The sequence below is a fragment of the Desulfitobacterium dichloroeliminans LMG P-21439 genome, from assembly GCF_000243135.2.
Classification (GTDB): domain Bacteria; phylum Bacillota; class Desulfitobacteriia; order Desulfitobacteriales; family Desulfitobacteriaceae; genus Desulfitobacterium; species Desulfitobacterium dichloroeliminans.
Genome location: NC_019903.1, coordinates 678811 through 701268, shown reverse-complemented (window position 1 = coordinate 701268; position 22458 = coordinate 678811). Strand labels below are relative to the sequence as shown.

Annotated in this window: 19 protein-coding genes; 4 read left to right on the top strand and 15 right to left on the bottom strand. The window is 43.8% G+C overall.

What is annotated here, in order from left to right:
* Positions 1 to 75 precede the first annotated feature (75 nt).
* The 6 genes from DESDI_RS03225 to DESDI_RS03205 form a co-directional block, all read right to left on the bottom strand.
* On the bottom strand, positions 76 to 1857 hold the full coding sequence (locus DESDI_RS03225; protein WP_015261202.1) for an ATP-binding protein: 1782 nt from the start codon (positions 1855 to 1857) through the stop codon (positions 76 to 78).
* A gap of 58 nt (positions 1858 to 1915) precedes the next feature.
* Positions 1916 to 2038, bottom strand: coding sequence for a cyclic lactone autoinducer peptide (locus DESDI_RS17520; RefSeq protein WP_083879833.1), 123 nt, complete (start codon positions 2036 to 2038; stop codon positions 1916 to 1918).
* Between the two features lies 1 nt (position 2039).
* Positions 2040 to 2624, bottom strand: a complete 585-nt coding sequence (locus tag DESDI_RS03220; RefSeq protein WP_015261201.1) for an accessory gene regulator ArgB-like protein — start codon at positions 2622 to 2624, stop codon at positions 2040 to 2042.
* Positions 2617 to 3072 (bottom strand): hypothetical protein, encoded by a 456-nt coding sequence (locus tag DESDI_RS03215; protein ID WP_015261200.1) that lies wholly within the window; start codon positions 3070 to 3072, stop codon positions 2617 to 2619. Before DESDI_RS03215 ends, DESDI_RS03220 begins: the two co-directional genes overlap by 8 nt.
* 166 nt (positions 3073 to 3238) lie before the next feature.
* Complete coding sequence (locus tag DESDI_RS03210; RefSeq protein ID WP_015261199.1) at positions 3239 to 4417, bottom strand: benzoate/H(+) symporter BenE family transporter; 1179 nt, start codon at positions 4415 to 4417, stop codon at positions 3239 to 3241.
* Positions 4418 to 4583: 166 nt separating this feature from the next.
* A complete protein-coding gene (locus DESDI_RS03205; protein ID WP_015261198.1) occupies positions 4584 to 5975 on the bottom strand; it encodes a hypothetical protein in 1392 nt (463 codons plus the stop codon).
* Between the two features lie 299 nt (positions 5976 to 6274).
* Between DESDI_RS03205 and DESDI_RS03200 the strand changes: the two genes are divergently transcribed.
* Positions 6275 to 7642 (top strand): citrate/2-methylcitrate synthase, encoded by a 1368-nt coding sequence (locus DESDI_RS03200; protein WP_015261197.1) that lies wholly within the window; start codon positions 6275 to 6277, stop codon positions 7640 to 7642.
* A gap of 198 nt (positions 7643 to 7840) precedes the next feature.
* On the opposite strand, the gene DESDI_RS03195 is transcribed toward DESDI_RS03200, so the two are convergent.
* The gene (locus DESDI_RS03195) at positions 7841 to 8728 is read right to left on the bottom strand and encodes an HpcH/HpaI aldolase/citrate lyase family protein (RefSeq protein WP_015261196.1); all 888 of its coding nucleotides are present in this window, start codon (positions 8726 to 8728) and stop codon (positions 7841 to 7843) included.
* A 272-nt stretch (positions 8729 to 9000) separates the two neighbouring features.
* Here DESDI_RS03195 and DESDI_RS03190 point away from each other — a divergent pair, with 272 nt between their 5' ends.
* Together DESDI_RS03190 and DESDI_RS03185 are read left to right on the top strand one after the other, a co-directional pair.
* Positions 9001 to 9912 (top strand): sugar phosphate isomerase/epimerase family protein, encoded by a 912-nt coding sequence (locus tag DESDI_RS03190; RefSeq protein WP_015261195.1) that lies wholly within the window; start codon positions 9001 to 9003, stop codon positions 9910 to 9912.
* 678 nt (positions 9913 to 10590) lie between these two features.
* Positions 10591 to 11484: a LysR substrate-binding domain-containing protein gene (locus DESDI_RS03185; protein WP_015261194.1), complete on the top strand. Its 894-nt coding sequence runs from the start codon at positions 10591 to 10593 to the stop codon at positions 11482 to 11484.
* Positions 11485 to 11605: 121 nt separating this feature from the next.
* On the opposite strand, the gene DESDI_RS03180 is transcribed toward DESDI_RS03185, so the two are convergent.
* Positions 11606 to 12754, bottom strand: coding sequence for a TDT family transporter (locus DESDI_RS03180; RefSeq protein ID WP_015261193.1), 1149 nt, complete (start codon positions 12752 to 12754; stop codon positions 11606 to 11608).
* Positions 12755 to 12925: 171 nt separating this feature from the next.
* Positions 12926 to 13966 (bottom strand): GerMN domain-containing protein, encoded by a 1041-nt coding sequence (locus tag DESDI_RS03175; RefSeq protein ID WP_427846165.1) that lies wholly within the window; start codon positions 13964 to 13966, stop codon positions 12926 to 12928.
* Between the two features lie 262 nt (positions 13967 to 14228).
* Here DESDI_RS03175 and larA point away from each other — a divergent pair, with 262 nt between their 5' ends.
* Positions 14229 to 15503: a nickel-dependent lactate racemase gene (gene larA, locus DESDI_RS03170; RefSeq protein ID WP_015261191.1), complete on the top strand. Its 1275-nt coding sequence runs from the start codon at positions 14229 to 14231 to the stop codon at positions 15501 to 15503.
* 60 nt (positions 15504 to 15563) lie between these two features.
* On the opposite strand, the gene DESDI_RS03165 is transcribed toward larA, so the two are convergent.
* From DESDI_RS03165 to DESDI_RS03140, 6 genes are all read right to left on the bottom strand, one after another.
* Complete coding sequence (locus DESDI_RS03165; RefSeq protein ID WP_015261190.1) at positions 15564 to 16277, bottom strand: glycosyltransferase; 714 nt, start codon at positions 16275 to 16277, stop codon at positions 15564 to 15566.
* On the bottom strand, positions 16277 to 17197 hold the full coding sequence (locus DESDI_RS03160) for an NAD-dependent epimerase/dehydratase family protein (protein ID WP_015261189.1): 921 nt from the start codon (positions 17195 to 17197) through the stop codon (positions 16277 to 16279). The genes DESDI_RS03165 and DESDI_RS03160 overlap by 1 nt, the downstream gene beginning before the upstream one ends.
* 17 nt (positions 17198 to 17214) lie before the next feature.
* Positions 17215 to 18255: an NAD-binding protein gene (locus tag DESDI_RS03155; RefSeq protein WP_015261188.1), complete on the bottom strand. Its 1041-nt coding sequence runs from the start codon at positions 18253 to 18255 to the stop codon at positions 17215 to 17217.
* 523 nt (positions 18256 to 18778) lie between these two features.
* A complete protein-coding gene (locus tag DESDI_RS03150; RefSeq protein ID WP_015261187.1) occupies positions 18779 to 20014 on the bottom strand; it encodes an NAD(P)/FAD-dependent oxidoreductase in 1236 nt (411 codons plus the stop codon).
* Between the two features lie 18 nt (positions 20015 to 20032).
* Complete coding sequence (cooS, locus tag DESDI_RS03145) at positions 20033 to 21940, bottom strand: anaerobic carbon-monoxide dehydrogenase catalytic subunit (protein WP_015261186.1); 1908 nt, start codon at positions 21938 to 21940, stop codon at positions 20033 to 20035.
* Positions 21933 to 22433 (bottom strand): 4Fe-4S dicluster domain-containing protein, encoded by a 501-nt coding sequence (locus tag DESDI_RS03140; protein ID WP_015261185.1) that lies wholly within the window; start codon positions 22431 to 22433, stop codon positions 21933 to 21935. Before DESDI_RS03140 ends, cooS begins: the two co-directional genes overlap by 8 nt.
* Positions 22434 to 22458: the final 25 nt, after the last annotated feature.

The window sequence follows — 22458 nt, the reverse complement described above, 5'->3', positions numbered from 1 at the left end:
TATTCATTTATTTAACCAAATGACCGTTTATCTGTCAACTTCACCCACGATTGGCCGAAAATGCATCAGCCCTTCTCAGCCAGTGACTAAGGTAAGCTTTTTAAACTTAGCCTTAAAGGTCGTGCCTTGGCTACTCGTCTCAAAACCCAAATCACCATTATTGCGATGAGCAATGCCCATAGAGATAGCAATACCTAAACCTGTACCACTTTCTTTGGTGGTAAAGAAGGGAGTACCGATTTTCTCTTGGATTTCCGCAGGAATACCGGGCCCTTGATCCTGAACAGCTAAGATTACATGATTTCCTTCCTCATACGTGCGAATGATGATGCATCCGCCTGTCGAAGTAACCTCTAAAGCATTGCGCACGAGATTGAGCAACAATTGGCGAATTTCATTTTCGTTCAATGTTAAGCTCGGCAGCGGATTTAGGTTGAGTAAGATTTCCTTACCCGTGTTATTAGCATCAGCCTGAATCATGGGGAAAATCCGATATATGATTTGATTGATATCCTGTTCCGTATTATGAACTATATTGCTTTTCGCCAAAGATAGGAATTCGGTAATAATCGTATTCGCCCGATCAATTTCAGAGATCATCAGCTCATTGTATTCTTTTTCTTCTGGGTCATTCACCTTGGAACTGCGCAACTGCAGAAAACCCTTGACCGTGGTAAGGGGATTTCTGATTTCATGGCTAATCCCTGCCGCCATTTGACCGATTAGGTTAAGCCGTTCAAGGCGACCCATCTCCTGCTGTTGCAACCTTCGTTCCGTAATATCCCTAAAGAAAATTGTGATTCCCCCATGAAAAGGATACACGCTAAAGTTATAATACTTCCCTTTAACAACTATCCCATCCGCTTCAAAATAACGAGGCTCCAGCTGGTTGAAGGTCGAGGCAAATAACTGATGGGTTGTTGTGTTCTGGAACCCTGGAATAACTTGAAAAACGCTTTTCATATACAAATCTTTATCCGAAAGATTGAAGTGTTTCTTGGTCACTTGATTATAAAATAGTATCCGCCATTCCGTATCTAAAGAAAGCAATCCATCGGAGATGCCCTCCATAATCTGGGTCAATCGTTGCTGAGACTCCAGTAACTCTTCATTCATACTACTAAGCTCTTGAGTATAATCCATGATCTTATGAAAAACTGGCACTAGCTCTGGCAGCTTGGAAACATCCCACATGGGTACAGTCTCAGGATGAACAATGGACTCACTGAAATTCTCTAGTTGGGTTTGAATATTTTTTAGATGTTTATTAATTAAAAGAATAATAATACTTAAAAGTGCAAAAATAAACACAAAGAATATATTTACGCTGGAAAAGGAAATCAAGTTGAATTCGGGGTTGTCGGCAAAGGCCCACACATACCCTAATAATTGATTGTCCTGTACAATCGAAATACTTACGAGACTCAAATGTTCAAGCCGCAAATGCTGTGTACCATTATTCTCACTTAAATTCGGCAGAATTTGATCCAGCGTATACTTAATCTTTTCCTCTTCGGAAAAGACCCAATCCGCCTCAATGTCATAATAGGCCACCGAATAGGGAGATGCCTCTTGAAGGAGGGGTTCTATTTTACCACTCAGTTTTTGTATGTCATTGTTTTCCGAAAGCCGTGAACTGGCGTTATCCTCAGCAAGCCTCTCTATGTATTGGCTTACAATTCTTTCCTTAGCCTCAATGGCGATACTTAATAATTCATAATCCAGCTTAATCGATTCCTTCTGCCAAAAAGTTTGGCCGAATAAGAAAATTAGAATCATGCTGAGAATAAAAACACTTATTGTAATATTTAATAAGGTGGATTGAATAATTGATCGATTAGAAAGTCCTCTGCCCATTTTAGCCTCCAAACCTTAAAAAGCTGGGACAAACCCAGCTTTTTAAGAGAATCTTAGATTATTTCTGCAAGGATTTCGGCGTTTTGGGTTGATAGGCCCAGATTGCGCATGCAAATACGGATGTTGCGCTGGCTAGGACCATCAATGATGTGGCGAGTGCTGCAAAGATTGTCTTTTTCACATTATCCACCTCCCCCATGATTAAATAGCGGCAGCAAGGTTAAGGATTGATAGAGTATTCCCAAACTCAAGCTGACATTTAGCATCGCATTAGATGATATTAAAACAATAACAAAACTTACTATAACAAATGCGATGGATAAGCCTTTTAAATTTCTTTTTAGTTTTGCAGAGTGAATCGGTTTATTCGCGCTATCGACCGGGGCCAAAATACTAACGATAATTAAGGCAACGCCTAAGCATGCCCACAGCATTAAATCAGTAACGACCCGGTACTCCACTAGCTTTTGGGTCAGCACCCCAAGACCACTATACAAGATTGCCCCAAAAATAAGGCATTTAGTGGGGGTATCAAAATGTGCCCCTCCGGAAAACCTGCGGAGTATCACTCCAAAGACGGCCGCGATAAGGGCTGTCTTGACTGCACCGACTAATAAGGCAAAAAGAATCAAAAGCAAGACACCTATTACCGAATGTAGTGATGTCTCGATGGCATAAGCAACAATCTCTTTTTTGTCGTCATTATAATCCAAATCTTTCGTGATAATATTAGTCAAGTCATTACTCATTTCATTAAGGCTAATCATTCTTCTCCCTCTTTCGCCTAACTATAAATGCAGTAACAAAAAGCAAAATAACTTGGGGCTCAGTAAATAACACCCTCTTAATTGGATCGGTAAAAACGGCCTCTTGCGATGTGTTAAAAATCGCCATAAGGGATGAAATAGAAATAAGCTCGAAAATACTAATAGCTACCAAGCAGAGAAGCGTTGTAATTAAAGACGTGATTATTTCTTTTCCCTTCAGCATTAAAAATATAAACAAAATAAAAATAATTGCCAGAGTATGCGTTCCAAAGGGCATGCTCATGGACCTAATAACGTAAGCAGTTAGTGCCAGCAATACCCCTAAGGGAATAATTTCTTTCCAGCGAAAAGGAAGCTTCGTAATCGCGTATGCCAATGCAACCATTCCAATTTGTTCCGGAATACCTTGGAGCAATAAAACATGGATCGGAATATCTATACAACTCACCTACTTCGAATAAATTACATCCAGGGTAGAACTAAGTTAAAAGTAAATAAACAAAAAAAGCCCACTACAACATTAATTTTCTACACAATTGTTGAAAATCCTTCCAATCGGAAGCGAATATTTAAAAATATTACAAAATCATCTAAATAATTTTTTTAATTTTAGCTTACCGCGATTCGATAAATCGTGCGACTAACGTCCCCATTAGCAACGACCAGACCGGCGCACTAATATTAAAGATGGTAATGTTCGAGAAGGCAATCACAAAGGTAAGAGCCGCACTTATTTTGATCTTAGGGTTGGAAAAACCAGTCGATAAGCTATTGCCAAACACTCCCAACAAAGCAAAGCCTACCAGCAGTGAGATAAAGGATTTGGGCAAGACTTGGATCAGCGGCACCAGTTTCCAGGCAAACAAGCCAAAGCCAAGAAGAATGACTCCCGAGACCACCGCCCCCATATAGCGTTTTTCCTTAGGACCGGCCTCTTTATCAGAACAAATGGCGGACATCATACCCGCCACATTGGCCGATTGCCCTCCAAAAAAGCTGGCAAGTATCGAGAATATCCCACTTAAGGCGATGACCTTGTTGACAGGTGGCTTATAATCATTTTGTTCTAAAGCCCCTAAACCAACCGCTGCATCGTTGCTCAAAATCAATAAAGCCAAAGGAATTGATACCGATAAAAAACTGAGCGGATTAAACGCAGGCATTTGTAAGGTAGGCATCACTACATCGGTGCCAAGGGTGATTCCCGCCAACGGCTGCGTCAGGAATAATAAGAGCGCCGCGGTGAACACTCCCGCCACCATGGGAGGAACTTTAGTCTTCCATTTGCTGAAGATAAGGAAAGCTAATAGAGCCCCTCCTCCAATCAAAGGCAGCTTCGTGATGGAAGTAATGAAATTCACCATATAGCTGGTAATCATGCCCGCCAGCATCACAGCAATAATCTCTTTCGGAACATAATCAAGAAGCTTGGAAAAAACGCCTAATACACCGATAGCTAACATCAATAGTGCAGAAACAAGATAAGCACCCAAGAGATTGGCATAACTAAACTGAGCCGTCACAGTAGCCAGAAAAGCAACGCCCGTAATGGTATGCGCCCCAACTATAGGCATCTTGTAATGCCAAGGGATAACGATACTGAAGAGTCCCCCAAACACATAACAAGAAAACATCCACATGATGGTCTGTTCGGTTGTAAAGTTGCCATTAGCAGCCGCTTCCAGAATAATGGCTGGCGGTCCCGTGATTGCAATCAGTGCAGAGACAAGTCCTGCAGCCATATTGCGCAGATTTAAATCCTTAAGTCTATTCCTGCTTAAGCTAGTCCCCAATTCTCTGCATCTCCTCGATATTATTCCTCAGAACTCTACTTCCTCTTTGTAACATGCTGAATCTTATTATAGCTCAGACTTGATTCAATGCTCAAGAATAAATTCAGATTCCACGGGTCTCTCTATATCAGTGGAATTGAAGGCAATTATCCTTTGAACTGAAGCTCTACAAAACCCCCAAAGTACGCATTACGGTCAGGAATACTACTAAAGCAATGACCGAGAAAAATGCATAAAGACCGTTCCAGTGAATACTCACACGCAAAGGTGACTCCCCAACAATACTGGATACGGCAATCACATTCGCTGATGAGGGTGAAATCGCTGTGCCAATCGACCAACAGGCCGCCAGAACAAGAGCCAAATAAGTAGGCGAAACTCCATAAGCTGCAGCTTGTACTGTTCCACCCAGAATGGTCACTGTGACAATGGGATGAACACCTAAAGCAGACACACTAAGTGAGCCGCCAAGAATCACCAAGGTCAAAAGTAGCGCATTCGTTCCCACCAAGAAGGATAGCAGCTGCGGAATATAATCCCCTAGGTGAGAATAATTGATGCTATGAGCCAATAGGCCAGCCCCGATAAAAAGAATCATTTCATTCTTAATGGCTGGTAAGCGAAGATTAAAGTAATCTCCTTTGAATTCTTGCCAAAATACCGGCAAACGCTTAATGAGTGCTAGCCAAATTAATGGATAAATCAAGGCCAAGATTGATACGATAGCAATAGTGGAAATTCCAGTCGCCCAAGAGATGATGGCAATACCTATAATCAAGACAATGGAAAAGGCAGATAGTTCGATGATTTTAGTTACTTGATAACCTTCTCCCGCAGGGGTGGATTCCCCGATAACCCCGATTCCTTGAATTGTCTTCCGTTCTTCAAAAATCGTCATCACATAACCGACGATTCCTAACATAACGCCACTAGCAATAGCGAAGGGAAAGAACGCAGACCAATTAGAACCCGTTAACTGGACCACTAAAGCAATGCCCGCTGTCGTAGGGGCCCAAATGGTACAGGTACTAAACCCTCGACTGATGGCCGAGCTGAGCAGTTTATGGTTCGAACTCAGGCTACTATTCCGACAGATTTGATAGACGAGGGGCACGACAGCTATGTTGACCAAGATCCCCACGAAAGCTGATAGAAAGCTGACAAGTAAATAATAGCGACTATTGGTCTTAATATGTCGCTCAAAAACCCCTTCGAGAGCCTGAGTATATCCCCCACGATGAATAGGAATTCCCAATAATGGGACCATAACAAACATAACGACAAAAAAAAGATTGCTATGCAAGGCCTCTTGCCAGACACTCACAGGTGCTTTAGTATAAAGCAATAGAATACTGCTGATCGTAAATGTTGCATAACCAATCATTCTCGAAGATCCTGAAACCTCCTTGAAACTCAAAACGAGCACAATCAGCATTAGAACAAAAATCAAGTCCTCGATGGCTGGAGATTTTATCGCTAAATTGCTCAAATAGGCGATACTAAGAGCAAAGGTCAATATGCTGCGAATACGAGTAAGAAGCTGGCTGAGAAAGCTCATTGAAAACCATCCTTTATGAACATTACATATTTTCCTCACCTAACTATAGCAGGTTAATACTATACTTCAACGGATTCCTTTTATTAGTCTTAATATTGCATGTATACATGGGTTGACCCTTTCCCATTCTTATTTTTCTCTATAATATCATATATAATATAAAGTAAGCTTCCCAACAGCACGCGACAAAAATTTCTTGACAAATTTTAGGTGACAACCCATAATATATATAAAGTTGTCTGTTTGTCTATGCAAGAATGCAGTAAAGCCTACATCAACAAATAGAGAGGAGTTGTGCTATGGAAAATTATGAAGGAAAACAATTTGAAGAAACTATGCTAGATAATCTATGTGATCTCACCACAAAAAAAGGGCCGATTGACCAGGAGCTCTACAGCAAGTATGAAGTCAAACGGGGTCTGCGTGATTTAGATGGTAGAGGAGTACTGGTTGGCTTAACAGAAATCGGTGAGGTTCATTCTTATATTATCGATGAAGGGGAAATGGTCCCCGTCCCAGGCCGCCTTATCTACCGAGGGTATGATATCGATGATCTTGCCCGGGGTTTTATGGAGGATAATCGTTTCGGCTTCGAAGAAACGGCCTACCTTCTTCTCTTCGGGGACTTACCTAACAAACAAGAGCTGTTGGATTTTCATCATCTTCTCGATATCTATCAAAAGCTCCCCGATAATTTCGCTCGCGATATGATTCTCAATTTACCAAGTAAAGATATTATGAATGGTATGGCACGAAGTGTCCTAGGTTTCTATAGCTACGATTCCAATCCCGATGATACGTCAATACGAAACGTACTTAAGCAATGCATCCGATTGATTGCCGCTTTCCCTTCTTTAGCGGTCTATAGTTACCAGGCCTATACCCACTATCATGGCAATGAAAGCTTGGTCATCCATAGTCCTCAACCAGAACTGAGCCTTGCCGAGAATATCTTATACATGCTTCGCCCCAACCACAAATATACACAACTTGAAGCAAGACTTCTTGATCTGGCCCTCGTCCTCCACGCGGAACACGGTGGCGGGAATAACTCCTCCTTTGTTACCCATGTCGTCACTTCGACAGGGACGGATACTTACTCAGCGATAGCCTCTGCACTTGGCTCTCTTAAAGGACCCAAACATGGCGGTGCCAACCACAAAGTCATTCAGATGTTCCATGATATTAAAGAGAATATCTCCGATTGGCAAGATGAAGAGCAGCTTAGCGCTTACTTGAACCGAATTCTTCTGAAGGAAGCCTTCGACCGCTCCGGATTAATCTACGGCATTGGCCATGCAGTCTACTCCATCTCCGACCCAAGAGCCATGGTGCTTAAGCATTATGCTTCGAAGCTTGCCGCTGAAAAGGGTTTAGAGAACGAATTCAAGCTTTACGCTAAAGTAGAGGAGCTAGCACCTCAGATTATTGCTAAACACATGAAGATTTATAAAGGCGTTAGTGCTAATGTGGACTTCTACTCAGGATTCGTTTATCAAATGCTTAATCTTCCTTTAGAAATGTTCACCCCTATTTTTGCCCTTTCCCGAATTGCCGGTTGGAGTGCTCATCGGATTGAAGAAATTGTCAATGGCGGAAAAATTATTCGCCCCGCCTATAAGAATGTCATCCCCCGCCAGGCATATGTTCCTTTGAATGAGAGATAAAGCTATTTAGCTCAACCAAAAGGGAGCCGTTGCTCACGAACTAAGTTCGCTAGCAACGGCTCCCTTTTTAAAATTCTATTGTTAGCTTAAATATGAGAATCAATCCTCTTGAACTTAACTTATTTGCCTTCTTGAGCTAGTAATCAAATTAAGTTCAGCGAGACCTGCTCAGGATCGATCTTCTTTCAATAGTATTGTTTACTTCTTTCCCAGCTTGGCATCTATCTCAGCTTGATTCGCAAGAATATCGAGAGCATTGCTATACACAGGGGTATCCACTAGTTTATCGTTATAGACGATTGCCGCTTTCCCTTTCGCAATGGCTTCCTCTTCGAAAACCTTCTTAATCTCTTTAGCCCATTGCACATCCTCTGGATCAGGAGAATAGAGACGATTAGCAGCTTCCACGAGACTAGGATGAACGATCATCCGGCCCTTATACCCCAACTGACGTCCTTCAGCTATGTTGCGTACATATCCTTCTTTATCAGTATAATTGAGGAATGGAGCATCAAGAGCTATAATGCCAGCAGCACGAGCCGCAACAGCAACATAACCACGGGCGAATTGCTGCTCTTTTGCTTCAGGGGTCAGCTTGACTTGCATATCACGGGTATAATCTACTGCACCAAAGATTGCGGCGGCGACACGAGGGCTAGCAGCGCAAGATTCATATGCATTGATAATACCGATTGCTGTTTCAAGCAGGAGGCAGACCTTAATACTTCCTACTTCCAGGCCCTTCGCTCGCTCCAATTCTTCAAGTCTCCAAGAAAGACGCTGTACGTCCCCAGCACCGGCAACCTTGGTCAGATTAATTCCTGTAAGACCTTCACATACTGCAGCTTCCAAGTCATCATTGGTCATATTGGTCTCCCAAGCATTCACCCGAACCCACACCTCAGCACCTTGAGAGCCTGCGTGCTTAACATTTCCACTAACCATTTTGCGTGCTCTAGGTTTTTCCAACGGTGGTACTAAATCCTCCAGATCCAAAATAAGTGCATCCGCCCCATAGGTTAAAGACTCGTCTAGGGCCCCCTTATCATTTCCCGCAACAAAGAGTACCGATCTCATAATAGCCATTTTTACTTCCTCCTTACAAATCAGAATTTTCATACGGCTTTATGACTTCATTGTAGATACCTCATGACCGTAAGTAAAATACCTAATCTGAATACAGTATATTTATGGATTGAATAAGTCCTGAATTTTACATCTCGTCATCCAATTCCGCCTTCTTTATTCCTCTATCGAATACGCAATATTCCAAACAACTATTTTACTCTTTCGATAGAACTCTTTATTCTTAAGTTGAGCCACAAAAGAATTCCATAACAGATTAAGGAGGATGCCCAATGAATGAATCCTTTCGTAAATATATGAAAGTAGGCCTAGTTCATTTTATGGCTTATCCCAGCACTGGCAATGGAGAAGGGCCCATCCTGGAAACTCTGAGAAGGGTTGCCCTTGATGATTACTTCGAAGTCGTCGAAATGACCTGGATTAAAGACCCTGTCATTCGAAAAAAAGCCAAGCAAATCATTGAGACTTCTCATATGGAATTCTCCTATGCAGGAATGCCTCGACTCTTGACTACCAAGCAGAATCTCAATTCTCTCAATGAGGAAGAGCGATTACTAGCTCTAGCTAATGTCAAAGAGGGTATCGATGAAGCCTATGAGATGGGCGCAAAGGATTTTGCTTTCCTCAGCGGAAAATATGAAGAAGCTAAAAAGGAAGAGGCCTATCAGGCACTAATTCGCTCTACCAAGGAGATATGTGCCTACGCTAAATCCAAGGGACCTATGAAGGTCGCTATTGAAGTATTTGACTATGATGTGGACAAATGTTCTCTGATCGGACCGGTGGCCTTGACCAAGCGATATGCTAGTGAAATATGCCAGGAATACGATAATTTTGGTTTAATGGTAGATTTAAGCCACCTACCTCAGCTACGGGAAACACCCGAGGAATCCCTGATCCCTGTAAAGGACTATATTATCCATGCCCATATGGGCAATACTCTTGTTAAGGACAAATCCTCTCCCATCTATGGAGATGAACATCCGCGATTTGGCTTCCCTGGCAGTGAAAATGATGTGAAAGAACTTGTAGAATATCTCCGCGTCCTTCTAAAGATTGGATTTCTCAACAAAGAAAACCGACCGATTGTCAGCCTAGAGGTCAAACCCTATAGGGACGAGGACCCTGAATTGGTCATCGCCAATGCCAAGAGAGTGCTCAATCTTGCTTGGGATCAGGTGTGAATTCTGAATTCTTTATTGTTAAAAAATCGTTTAAAAAGCGAAGAAGTAGAGTTTATGTTCGGCAGAAGAACTTAAACTCTACTTCTCTTTTGTTTTATCTCCAAATAATCGATGGAGCGAATGAATATCCCCACCCTGCTTCTCCAAAAACAGAGCCATATTACAGTAAGAAAGATTGTTAGGAAGGATGAAACTCCCGAAGTTAGTGGAGAAAGGATATCTTTCTATAGGTGAAGAAAGAAACTCCAACCACCGCTATAATCCAAAATGAAAACAGCAAGCTATACCCTTGCCAAGGGTTGAAAAAAGACATCACCTTTGGCATCCATGGATAGAGAATATTACTCCAGCTCCCCATCCCTAGAATAATTGCCACACATGCAAAGATTCGATACTTTAAAGACTATGTTTTGGACATATCACTAAACCCTTTCAAGTGATTGATCCATTCAACCAAGTTCGTCCTAGAAGATTTCGGAAATTTACATTATACTTAAGAGTATCGATCTAGGGCAACCCCCTTTACAAATACAATTGTCGAGCAGATCAACCAATATGTATTCCTCAGACTTTTCAAACTTCTAATTCTATTTTAATTACCTTCTATTGCGATGTAAAATACTCGTTACGAATACAATATATTCGACCAATGAATAAACGTAAAAGGTGGGGAGATACGTGGAAATACGGCATCTAGAGTATTTTATCGAAGTTGCGCGTCATAAAAGTTTCAGCATCGCAGCTGAAGTAACCCATACTTCTCAACCCTCGATCAGCAAAGCAATTAAGGATCTAGAGGCAGAGTTGGGAAAAACCTTGTTTTATCGCAGTACAAAATATGTGAAACTGACAGATGCCGGAGAGCTTGTTCTTGATCAAGCACAACAAATTGTAGCCGCCTTTAGAAATATCAACACTCAACTAGAAGGTCTAGCCAAACTACAAACTGGTAAGATTCACATTGGACTCCCCCCTATTACTGCTGTCACCACCTTTTCCCATATGCTCGGTGCTTTTAAAAGTGAGTACCCGAAAATTCAGATTCAGCTTTTTGAATATGGCCCCAAGAAGATTGAAGCTTCCCTCCAGGATGGCTTACTGGATTTTGGGATCTTTACCCCAGAAGACTCAGATCTCTTCGAGTGGATTTGGTTCGAGCAAGACCCTCTCAGCGTCGTTATGCACTCAACCCATCCTTTAGCCCGATATGACCTCATTGACTATAAAGATTTTGAAGGAGAACAATTAATCCTTTACAACAATGACTATAAGCTCCATGACATAATTATTGCTGGGTGCAAAAATGCTGGAATTACTCCGGAGATTGCCTTTGAAACCTCCCAACGTGAGCTGATGACGCAAATGGTGACTGCTAAGCTGGGGGTAGCTCTATTACCCACCAAAATATGCCAGACTCTGAACCCCCTTACGATTACCTACCGCCCCTTTGCAGATACGAACTTATGCTTGCAATTGGCCTTAACCTGGAAAAAGGGTCGTTATCTTCCTCATGCCGCTCACGAACTGTTAGCCTTTTTAAAAACAAATTATCACCTTATAGAATCCTACTAAAGATAGATAAGAAAAAAGTGGAGGTTGCAAACTGCTTAAAAAGCGATTTGCAACCTCCACTTCGTTCACTTTAATGTTCTGCACTATTATTATGCTACCGCAATAGCCCTGAACTTCAATCTCAGGGAAGAGCAGAAGAACCGTATTCTGACTTACGGATCGGAGAACTGGCTGGTTCCTTCTTGGGAGTTTCGGGAATGGGGGTTCCTGTAAAGAGTTTCCCACTTACCGCTCCCCGGATTGTGTTGACAAAAGTATATACCCAAAGCAGAACCAATAGAAGGGTTAAAAATACCGTATATCCCGTTGTCAGAGGGGATAAAAAGATGGCAGCAATCTTTTGGCTGGAAATCGTATACGCTGCCAAGGGGAAGATATATGCCCACCAACCCATACTAAAGGGAATTCCACTCTTGCGCATTTGATAGATACTGATAATCGCGATAATGCCCACAATCCAGATACCAAATCCCCAGATCACAGCAGCTACTAAGTTTGCTAAATCCGTGCTAGCTAAAAGACCGATACTATGAGCATGCTTTGACTGATCGATGATGGCACTGACAGCAAGCCCCACTGCGCTGACGAAAATTCCAAAGGAAGGAATCGTCTCTGCAGGAGGAAGGGGATGGTACGCTAAACGCACAAAAACAATGGCACTTATGAAGATAAAAAGAAAAAAGCCAATCCCAAATAAGGCAGTATTAGTGATGAGTACAGAGACACTCCAAGAAGGCTTCATTTTCATGGTAAGTTCAAGAACAGGATTCCCAATCAAAGAAACTGCCATATTGGCAATAGGCGCCATAATCCAGGAAAAATTAATCATTTCCGGCTTGGGGGTTTCCTCTGCTCGCATGAATCTGAAGGTGCTATAAAAAGTAAAGAAGGTGACCCCGATGATTGCAATAATCCAAGCAGCAAAAATGATGTTGTAGGTCAGTGCCTCACTTAAATATTGACTCCAGATTAGAAAAACATTGGTCCCCACAATGGTCGTTGCTACAGGCATAGTTACGAAGAAGTTCCCTGCTAAGGGATGATTTAAATCCCGATAGGCATAAGGGAAAAACTTTGTCCAGCGAATCACCCAAGGAACTAAGACGATGAAATAGAGCAGGTCAGCTAAGGCTGCTATGACTATACCTAGAGAATGCCCCAGAGGAAAAACATCCTGCCAAAGATACAAGATATTGGCTAATCCCCCGGTGCCCATGATGACAGCAAACCAAGCAGGTGCTAAGTATTTAATAGGATGACGTTCTTGCACGATTAAGCGGCCCCTCTCAGTGAAACGTTGTTTCATTTATAGACATAACTATTACATCACAAATTGGCCGTAAATTCAAGACTATTTCTATTTCTCAAAGCAAGAACAGGTGGTAAGCTCCACCTGTTCTTGCTCTTCATTATTCAAATGTAATGGTACTAAATAATGATCTCACGATTTTTCCACAACATTTTTATGATCAACTTTGAAAAACTCCCCTTTTTTCATTTCCACATGACCTGAAGCATAAGGTTCTCCTTCAAGGGTAAGGTTTACTTCACTTACTCCATAATAATCACCTAGAGTATTGGCAATGCTCTGTAGAATCATCCCTTCATACCCAGCTCCAGCATTCATTTCGGCGACGAGATTTTTGGTGAAGTCCACATAAACTCTTCCATCTTGATTTAGATGAAGGCTCTTTATTTTAACATTATCACCGATGAGCTTACCTTGATTGGCTGCCTTCTTTTTAAATTCCTGTTCAAAGACCTGTTTCGTGATATCGTTGGTCTTAAAGGACAATTGAATTGTTGTCGTATGGATTTTCCCATCATCGATATTTGGATAGTAAGCCTTAACATTTTGCACTAGCGGGGTGCTTTTTTCTAACTTGCTTAAGGTCGAGGTTACTTCGTAGTTATCAGTACCTTTGAACACCGATTTGACTAAGCCCACATTAGGAGCATAATAGTCCATAACCGCGCTATCCTCTCCCTCCGTAGTCACTTCAATGACCTTATAATTTCCAGAAGGGGTTGAAAGTTCCATATCCACATTGGTAATGGTGCGCTTCCGATTATCTGGCAAGGTCCATGTCGTTCCTTTGGTGAGAGGCTCTTTAAGAAGGACTTCTCCCTTGCTATTCAGCTTAGAACTCTTGGTCAAATTCTCGCGATAATAGGTCTCCCCTTGGGCTAGCTGCTGTATTATTTGTCCTGCATCCAGCACTAGCACGCGTACCATCTCGGTGCCGCCATTATTTGTCCGCAGTTGCACCCTATCACCTGTAGAGTAATCGACATAGGTGGTATAAGATGCATATTCGTTGCCCTGGCCTTCATACACATATCTCGTATTGTCTTGGTAGGCAAGATAGTCAGCAAATTTATCCTCTTGAGCAGGTTGCTCACCTGGGTTGTTGCCAGTAGGGGGATTTTCTTGAGTTGTACCGCATCCTCCAAGAAGAAGGAGTGCGCCAAGTAAGCTCATTATGCCAATGATTATGGTATACTTCTTCAAATTTATTACCTCCTCAGCTAATCTCTAATTCAAAATTGTACATATCCCATTTGGGCTTGTCATCACACTTATTATACCCATCTAAAAGAGCTTTGACTATAAACACCTGATTCTTATATCAATAGACTTCCTATAGCGAGTAAATCTGATTCAAAAAAGGATTTTATGCTATAAGAAGAGAAATAGGGTAAAAATTATGGCAACTTTAAAGGTAATGACAGGAGGAAATTGCATGCAGATCCGCTTGCCCTATGGTACTTCATATCTAGAAACTACAATTCCTGATGAGCGATTAGCTGGCATTTTGACTTTAGATAGCTATTTACCAGAAAAAAATGCACTCGACCTAGTACAAGATGCTTTAGCAACCCCCTTTGAAAGTCGCACGCTTAATGAGTTGGCACGAGAAGCTAAAAAAATTGTAGTGGTGACCAGTGACCATACTCGACCTCTGCCCAGCAAGCAGACTCTTCCCTTTATTTTAAAGGACATTCGAAAGGGCAACCCTTCTGCAGAAATTACAATCCTAATCGCAACGGGTCTCCACAGAGCCCCTACCGACCAAGAGATGGTGGATAAGTTTGGCGCCGAGATTGTCGAGCAAGAGAAATTTGTGATCCATAAAGCAGACGATTACTCGACCTTGGTTAGACTGGAAGACCTTCCTTCAGGGGCACCCTTGTGGGTCAATCGATTGGCTGTGGAAGCGGATTTATTGTTGGCCGAAGGCTTCATTGAACCTCACTTCTTTGCAGGCTATTCCGGCGGCAGAAAAAGCATCATGCCTGGCATCTCGGGTCGGGAAACCATCTTGATCAATCATTCTGCTGGATTTATCGACCATCCCAACACCCAATCCGGAACGATTCAAGGAAATATCTTTCATCAAGATATGGAGCATGCCGCTCGTCAAGCGGGTTTAAAATTTATCCTCAACGTTACACTCGATGAGGAGAAAAACATCATCGGAGCCTTTGCCGGTCATCCCGAAAAAGCCTTTGACCAAGGAGTGCGATTTACTGAAAAGCTTACAAAACTAACCTCTAAGCGTGCAGAGATTGTTCTGACCAGCAATGGCGGTTATCCTCTTGATCAAAACTTATACCAAGCGGTCAAAAGCATGCGCACTGCCGAATATGTAGCTAAAAAGGGCGGTGTGATTATCACTGCCGCTTCTTGTATCGATGGAATCGGTGGTGATACCTTCCATAGAATGTTGCTAAATCCAGGAGGAGCGGGGGCTATACTGGAAGAGATTCGTGCTACCGAACCAACCGCCACAGATCTTGATCAATGGCAAGTCCAGATTCTAGTGCGAATTCTCCTAGATTACAAAGTCATTGTGGTCACCGAAGGAGTTGATCCTCACGAACTTCAAGCTATGGGCTTGGATTGTGCAACAACCCTCGAGGAAGCCTTGGCAAAAGCTTATGACTATACGCATAATGAAGCTGAAATCATTGTGATTCCTAATGGAGCAGGAGTTTTTGTGGAAAGTATAGAATGATAAGCGCACGAATAGGGGCTTTGAAAAATGCAGAAGTTTTTCAAAGCCCTATATTTTTAACTACGACCTATCCCCTAACCACTCAGGGAAAAGCTCTATTGCTCTTTGCTGAACCATGTGAATGCATTCTGTCGCGGGGTGAAGACTCATATTCTCCCCATGCCATCGATAGGCGATGAGAGGTTCCCTAATAAAGCCGGAGGGAAAATGGCGAAGGAAACGAAACCACAATTCATAATCATGAGCTTGGGGTAGTCCTTCATCGAATGGTCCCACTCGCTCTAGGGCAGAACTCCTCATCATTACCGAGGATCCGTTAATAAAGCACCCTCTATGCAAATTGACCACCATTTCTTGCCGGGTAGGGTGGAAGTCAGAAGTGACTGTATATTTTTTCAAACCATTTTCATCAATAACAATAAAGCTCGTATAGCAGAACCCCACTTCAGGGTTAGTTTCCATCAATTGAACCTGCTGAATCAATTTCCCTTTTAGAAACATATCGTCGGCACTCAGCCAGCAAATATAATCGCCAGTAGCTTTCTGGAGTCCATGATTAAGGGCGTTTGAAGTCCCCCCATTGGACTTATAGATTACTTGGATACGATTCTCATATGCTTGCAGACGTCGGGCAGTGTCATCTGTAGATCCATCGTTAACGACAATGATCTCCAGATTGGGATAACTTTGACGAAGAACACTTTCCACTGCCCAGGGTACATAGCGAGCGTGATTATACGTGGGTATAACCACACTCACTTTGGGCATTGCCATCAACGTCCCTCCCCGTAAATTTTCTTCATCCACTCGACCGTGATGGGAAGACCCTCTTCTAGGGCTATCCTTGGATTATGATTAAGATCTATAATGGCTTTCCGAATATCCGGTCTCTTACTCACTGTATTGTGTTTGTCTTCAGAAAGATAGCGAACCAACTCTGGGTCGCCTTGGGTGTGCTTGAGCACAAGATCGCTGAGTTCCTTAACACTGCGATATTCAGTTCCGCCGATGTTATAGACTTCACCAGCTTTAAAATTATCGCCGACATTGGCAATGGTGGGAATAAGGTCATCCACATACATAAACACGCGATGATAACCCTCATAGACCTCATAGGGGATTCCTTTGAGCGCACGATAAACAAAAAGACAAACGACACTGCGGTAAGGATGATAATACTCCCCCGGTCCATAGGCATTAAAAAGCCTCAACCTCACGATGGGAGTTTGGTATTTCTTCTCGAAGTTCATTATCTGAACTTCGTTGGCCCATTTGGTTAAAGCATAGTCATTATGCTGAATGATAGTCTTTTGTTGAGGGAGATCTTCAGTTAGCAGGGGTTCCGTGGCTTCCCCATAGATTTCTGAGGAGCTGGTGAAAATGAGTCTGAAGCCCTTTTTTAACTGCCATTCTAAGATATTGCGAGTTCCGATCACATTGGCTTCCCAGAGGGTATCATAATAGTGTTCACCGTTAATACGACCAAACTCAGCCGCTAAATGATAGACCACATCATAATCCTGTTCAAATACCCGCTCCAATTGACGGTATTTAGCAATATCAGCCCGAAAATAATTTTCTTCCCCTGCATGTCGAAGATCTACTTCCCATACTTCGTGGCCCCGCTCTTGAAGCTCCTTGACCAAACGGGTGCCCAGAGTTCCTTTACTCCCTGTCACTAAAACTTTGGACATACTTATTGCGCCTCTTTTCACTTATTTAGGGCTTTTCCCCGCTCCAGGACGATGCAATCCCGAGTGGTAGCTTCGTCATTTTTTGCGTCGGTTTTGAAACCAGCAGCTTCCAGTTCTTCGGGTGTGAACAAAGGATCCTGTACCCATACGATGTTACTCGCTGCTTCTAAAGCTCGGACTAATTCCACTCCACGGCTATGCTTGAGATCCTTGACTCCTGTTTTATAACTTAATCCTTTGATGAGAACGATTTGATCACTGCCCACCTGCTGGAGAATTCTATCGCGATACTCTTGGTCTGCTTTAGCCGCTCCTTCCAGCAATGGCGAAGGGCAAACCTTACGCAAAAAGCGCATATCCTTCGGCAGACATTCTCCGCCTATTCCCCAGTCTGTTCCGAGGAGTTCCACATTGCTCTTGCTATTGACAGCCTTTCTTAACTCCGCAAAGTCTAATTCATTATCAACGCAATACCGATAAAGCTCCTGAGCAAAGGCCACATCCAGATAACGCTTGACGTTTTCAACTACTTTAGACAGTTCCGCAATCCGCACATCCTGGACTTCGACAAGCTGGGGGACCAAAGGTCCATAGAATTGACTTCCTTTATTTAGGCAAGCTTGGGTAAATGCCCCCATAACTCTCGGAGTGTCACAGACCGTCTCATCGACGCCAAACATGACCCGATGAGGCACATGAATTAAATAGACGTCTTTTCCGCATTTATATCCCTTACCTTCCAGGTACTTGTGAACCAATTCCATGGTACCCGGTGGCAAAGTGGATTCGATAGAGATTAAGGCACCGGGACAGATGATCATTTCCTTTAAGGCTGCAAAGATATTCTCCGCTTGATCACCCGTCGATGGAGCCAGCAGCCAAGTATCGATGCTCGTAAGCGCTCGATAATCAGTGGTTACCCGATGACCTTGATTGCGCAGCTCGTTGACTCGACTTTCATTAACATCAACCCCGATGACGGAGTTCGGAAACTTTTTATTGAGATAAGTGAAAAGGTTAAAGCCTATATTCCCCAATCCTACGACAGCAATTTTCATCTTTTATTTCCCTCCCCAAATCGTCCGTAGTGGCTTCGTGCCGACAAGTTCAACTCTCTAAGGTGGCTTGCAAGTGACGCTAGATCCCCAATATAGGAACCTAGCGTCACTTGCAAACTCTAGCTCCCACTAAAGCTACCTTGAATCTTGGTTTCCATATATCACACTCTATGGGAGTACCCCTGCTCTTGACACAGCTTTTTACCACCTTATCAACCCTTATGACACGCACTAAAGGATAGAGGAAGCTCTGTATGAAAATGGTAATCCCGCACTCAGCTTGGAGATTGGAGGAACGTGTTAAGTTTATCGGATGACGGTCTTTCCCGCTCGGGAATCAAAAAAAGCCAAGTGGTTCGACTTAGCCTTGGCTTTGAGCCCTTATAGTGAACAAAAGGAAAAAAGGGTAATGATATGAACTATCTTTGATACATAAAAAGAGACACTCACCATCATGAATGCCTCAGAAATAACAAAAAAAATTTTTTATAGTATTTTATTCGAAAGTTTTGTTCAGCAATTTTTAGAGGACAAACCGTACTTGAGCCCTTTTTCCAGCGCGAATATGCTGCCGTATTGCCGGAGAAAGAGGTTCGCGGGCTTGAATTAAAGCGCTGAGGATGCCTGCCTGCTCAGGATGACCGATTAAGACATACCCCTTCAAATAATCTCCTTGCCAGATCAGTGATTGATAGGAATCTTCATTCACCTGCCACGTGAGGGTATCTTCAAAACCTTCTTTTCTTTGAGGGGGTTTAATGATTCCAGCTGAGATGATTCTGAGTCCAAAGAAATCTACTGAATTCATCCCCATGGAACCTTTATAAAACGTTTTCTTACCCGTCATATTCAAGGCCGCGATACGTCCTTGTTCCGTGGCATTTGGCCAGACAGCGTTGATGCGCGGACCTTCGCGAAGATAGTCCCAGGCTTCCGCGACATCCCCTGCTGCATAGACATGGGAAAGATTCGTCTCCAGATAGTCGTCAACAACAATTCCATGCTTCAGCTTGAGGCCTGTATTCAAAAAAGGCTCGGTATTGGGTCGAACGCCCTTGCCAATGATAACTAGGTCTGCTTTCAGCCTTTGACCGCATTTAAGTCGAACACCTTCGACATGGTCTTGACCCTCAATAGCAGCTACATCTGAGTTAAGGATAATGTCAATGCCATGATCCCTCAAGTGTTGCTCCAACCTTTGGGCGGCAAGTGGATTGAGCATCTGGGAGAGGATATAGCCCGACGATACGACCACATGGACCTCTAATCCCTGCTTGCTTAGTGCATAAGCAGATTTTAAACTGACTAAGCCACCGCCGATGATGACCGCTTTTCCCCCTGGCTTAAGCAAAGCTCTAATGCCCTTAGCATTTTCTAGATGGCGGAGGGTGAACACTTCCGGCAAAGAGGCCCCAGGCAGATCCAAGGTAACCGCGGAAGCACCAGTGGCAATTAGGCAGCGATCATACTCAAAGGACCTACCGTCAGCGGTACTAACCCTTTGCTGTTCTGAGTTAAGTCCTGTCACTCGACAGCCATAATGGATATCTAAATTCAGCTTCGCCAATTCTTCTGGGGTGCGCAGAAAGATTTGCTCCTCCTCAATATCCCCGGCTAAGTAGTAAGTGGTTAGACAGCGGGAGTAGGAAGGATAGTGATCGGCCGTGAGAACTGTTATCGTCCCCTGGGGATCAGCTTCTCTAATCCCTTCAGCAGCAAAGATTCCTGCCGCACTGTTCCCAATAATGACATAGTTCATAGAGCTTCCCCCCAGTGCTTATTGGTCCAAGCCCAGTGCCTTCCGTTTCTTACAGATATCCTCGATAAGCCCGTGTGCTGCTGTTTGGGGATCCGTTTCCACATAGAATTTCCCGCCGATGACGTCAGTGAGCCCTGCTGTGAGAAGTTCGGTCACCTGCTTGCTCCCTAAGACAGGAGGCACAACGCCTAAGTGGGTGGTAAATCCCATGGTAACAGCCCAGGTCCCGATACTAAGTGCCTTCTCGTGCTGGGGTTCTGGAGCACTGGCGGCTACAGGCAGAGCGGCAGTGTCTACCCCGAGATAACCCGCCAATGCCGTCACTAAATCTCCGATGCGTGAGTTATCCACGCAGCTCCCCATATGCAATACCGGCGGCAGTGGAGCGCCTAAGCCGGCGGCCTCGCCAATCGCTGTAAGCACAACTTTCAGGGACTCGCCGGCATATTTCTCTGCTCCCTCTGAGTTCATCATTCCTGCTTTCGCCAAAGCATGGGCGGAGCATCCGGTAGCCACGACCAGAACATTGTTCTTCAAAAGCTCCTTGACCATTTCGACATGGAAGATATCCTGTGCCACTTTTACATTGTTACAACCTACAGTGGCTACGACGCCGACGATATTACCGTTGACGATATTATCTACTAGGGGTTTTAAGGGTTGGTCTGCATCCAGCTTGGATAAAGCGCCCACGATGGCTTCCACACTGAAGCCAGCCATAATCTTGGCCCGATAATCGGGGATATGAACCTTGTTGGGATCCCGTCTGGCATAGGCCGCGATGGCTTTTCTGACGATCTCTTGAGCGGCTTCATCGGCATGTTCTAGGGTAAAAGGTATATGAGTGGCGCCGGGAATCTTCACTATGGGCATGGTAGTAATCAACTCAGTATGGTAACAAGAAGCAATCTGTCCTAAGGAAGGCATAATGCATTGGACGTCAACGACCATCGTATCTACTGCCCCGGTAACAATAGCTAATTCTTGGGCGAGGTAATTGGTTGCTAGAGGAACACCTTGACGCATAAGAACTTCATTACCGGAGCAGCAGATTCCGGCTACTTGTACCCCTTTAGCTCCTACAGCCTCTGCTTCAGGTGAGAGGGTTTTCGCCCATTGAACAATTTTCTCTGACAGAAGTGGCACATGACCATGGACAATCAGATTAACATAATCCTCTTTTAGTACTCCTAAGTTCGCTTCAGTCACTACGGGGGCCGGTGTCCCAAACAAAATGTCCTGCATATCTGTGGCGAGCTTCAGTCCGCCATAGCCGTCCACCAATCCCTGCTTAGCGGTCGCTAATACAAGATTGACGGGGTCGGCATCCATACCCATGGTAGTCTGATGCATCGCTTCCCGAATTTCTCGATCGGGATTGCGCGGCAGTATCCCCAACGATTCCCAAACTTCAAGCCGCTGTTTCGGTGCATGGGCACTCACCCATCTCATAGGCCGTTTCTGATGATTGCCCATATCCTCATAGGCTACTTGAACCACCTCCAAGGCCAACACATTGGGTTCTTTACTTTCTGTCTCTATGCCTAAACCAGTGGCAATAGCTTTTAATTTATTGATATCTGCAATAGGGTAATCGATTTTGCCTTCCGCAGCCAATTTTAAGGCCTCCACTGCCTCATAGGCATGATCCACATGAGCTGCAGCACCGGCAGCTACCTGGCGCAGCAAATTTCGAGCAACTATCACGTCAGCTGTAGCACCACAAATTCCCTTCTCCGGTCCCTTACCAAAGGGATCAATCCGACATGGCCCTTGAATACAATGGCGACAGCAGAGCCCTAAACTTCCGAACCCACACTGAGGCTGTTGCTTTTCATAGCGATCCCATACCGTTTCGATACCATCCTTATCAGCCTTTTTAGCAAGATCCAAGGCCGCTGGATCAATACTGCGGATATTAAGCATGATTAGTAACCTCCTTTAGTTGGTTCATCCAGGATTTACGGGTGCCACTGGCAAATCCGTCTACTTCAACAAATTGGATTGCTTGCGTCGGGCAGGCCGAGACACAAGCCGGCTCATAGTCCAGCTCCCGGCAACGATCACATTTTACAACTTGGCGAGCTGACCCCTGGCTGATAACACCAAAAGGACAAACCATGACGCACATCCAACATCCGACACATTTCTCCGACTTGATCTGTACCAAACCGGTAGCAGGATCAACTCGCATGGCCCCAGCCATGCAGGCGTGAACACAGGGTGTGTCAGAGCATTGTCGACACTGCAAGGGCATCTTCACTACCCCGTCTGTCTCCACAAAGACACGCTTGTGAGGAAGCTCTTGTTCAAAGATAGCTGTAAACAACTGCTTCGATTGGGAATGGGCTACAGCACACGCTAGTTCACAGCTTTTGCATCCCACACAACTTTCTGAGCGTACCAGTAACTGTTTCACAATATCCCTCCTTACCAAAACATGC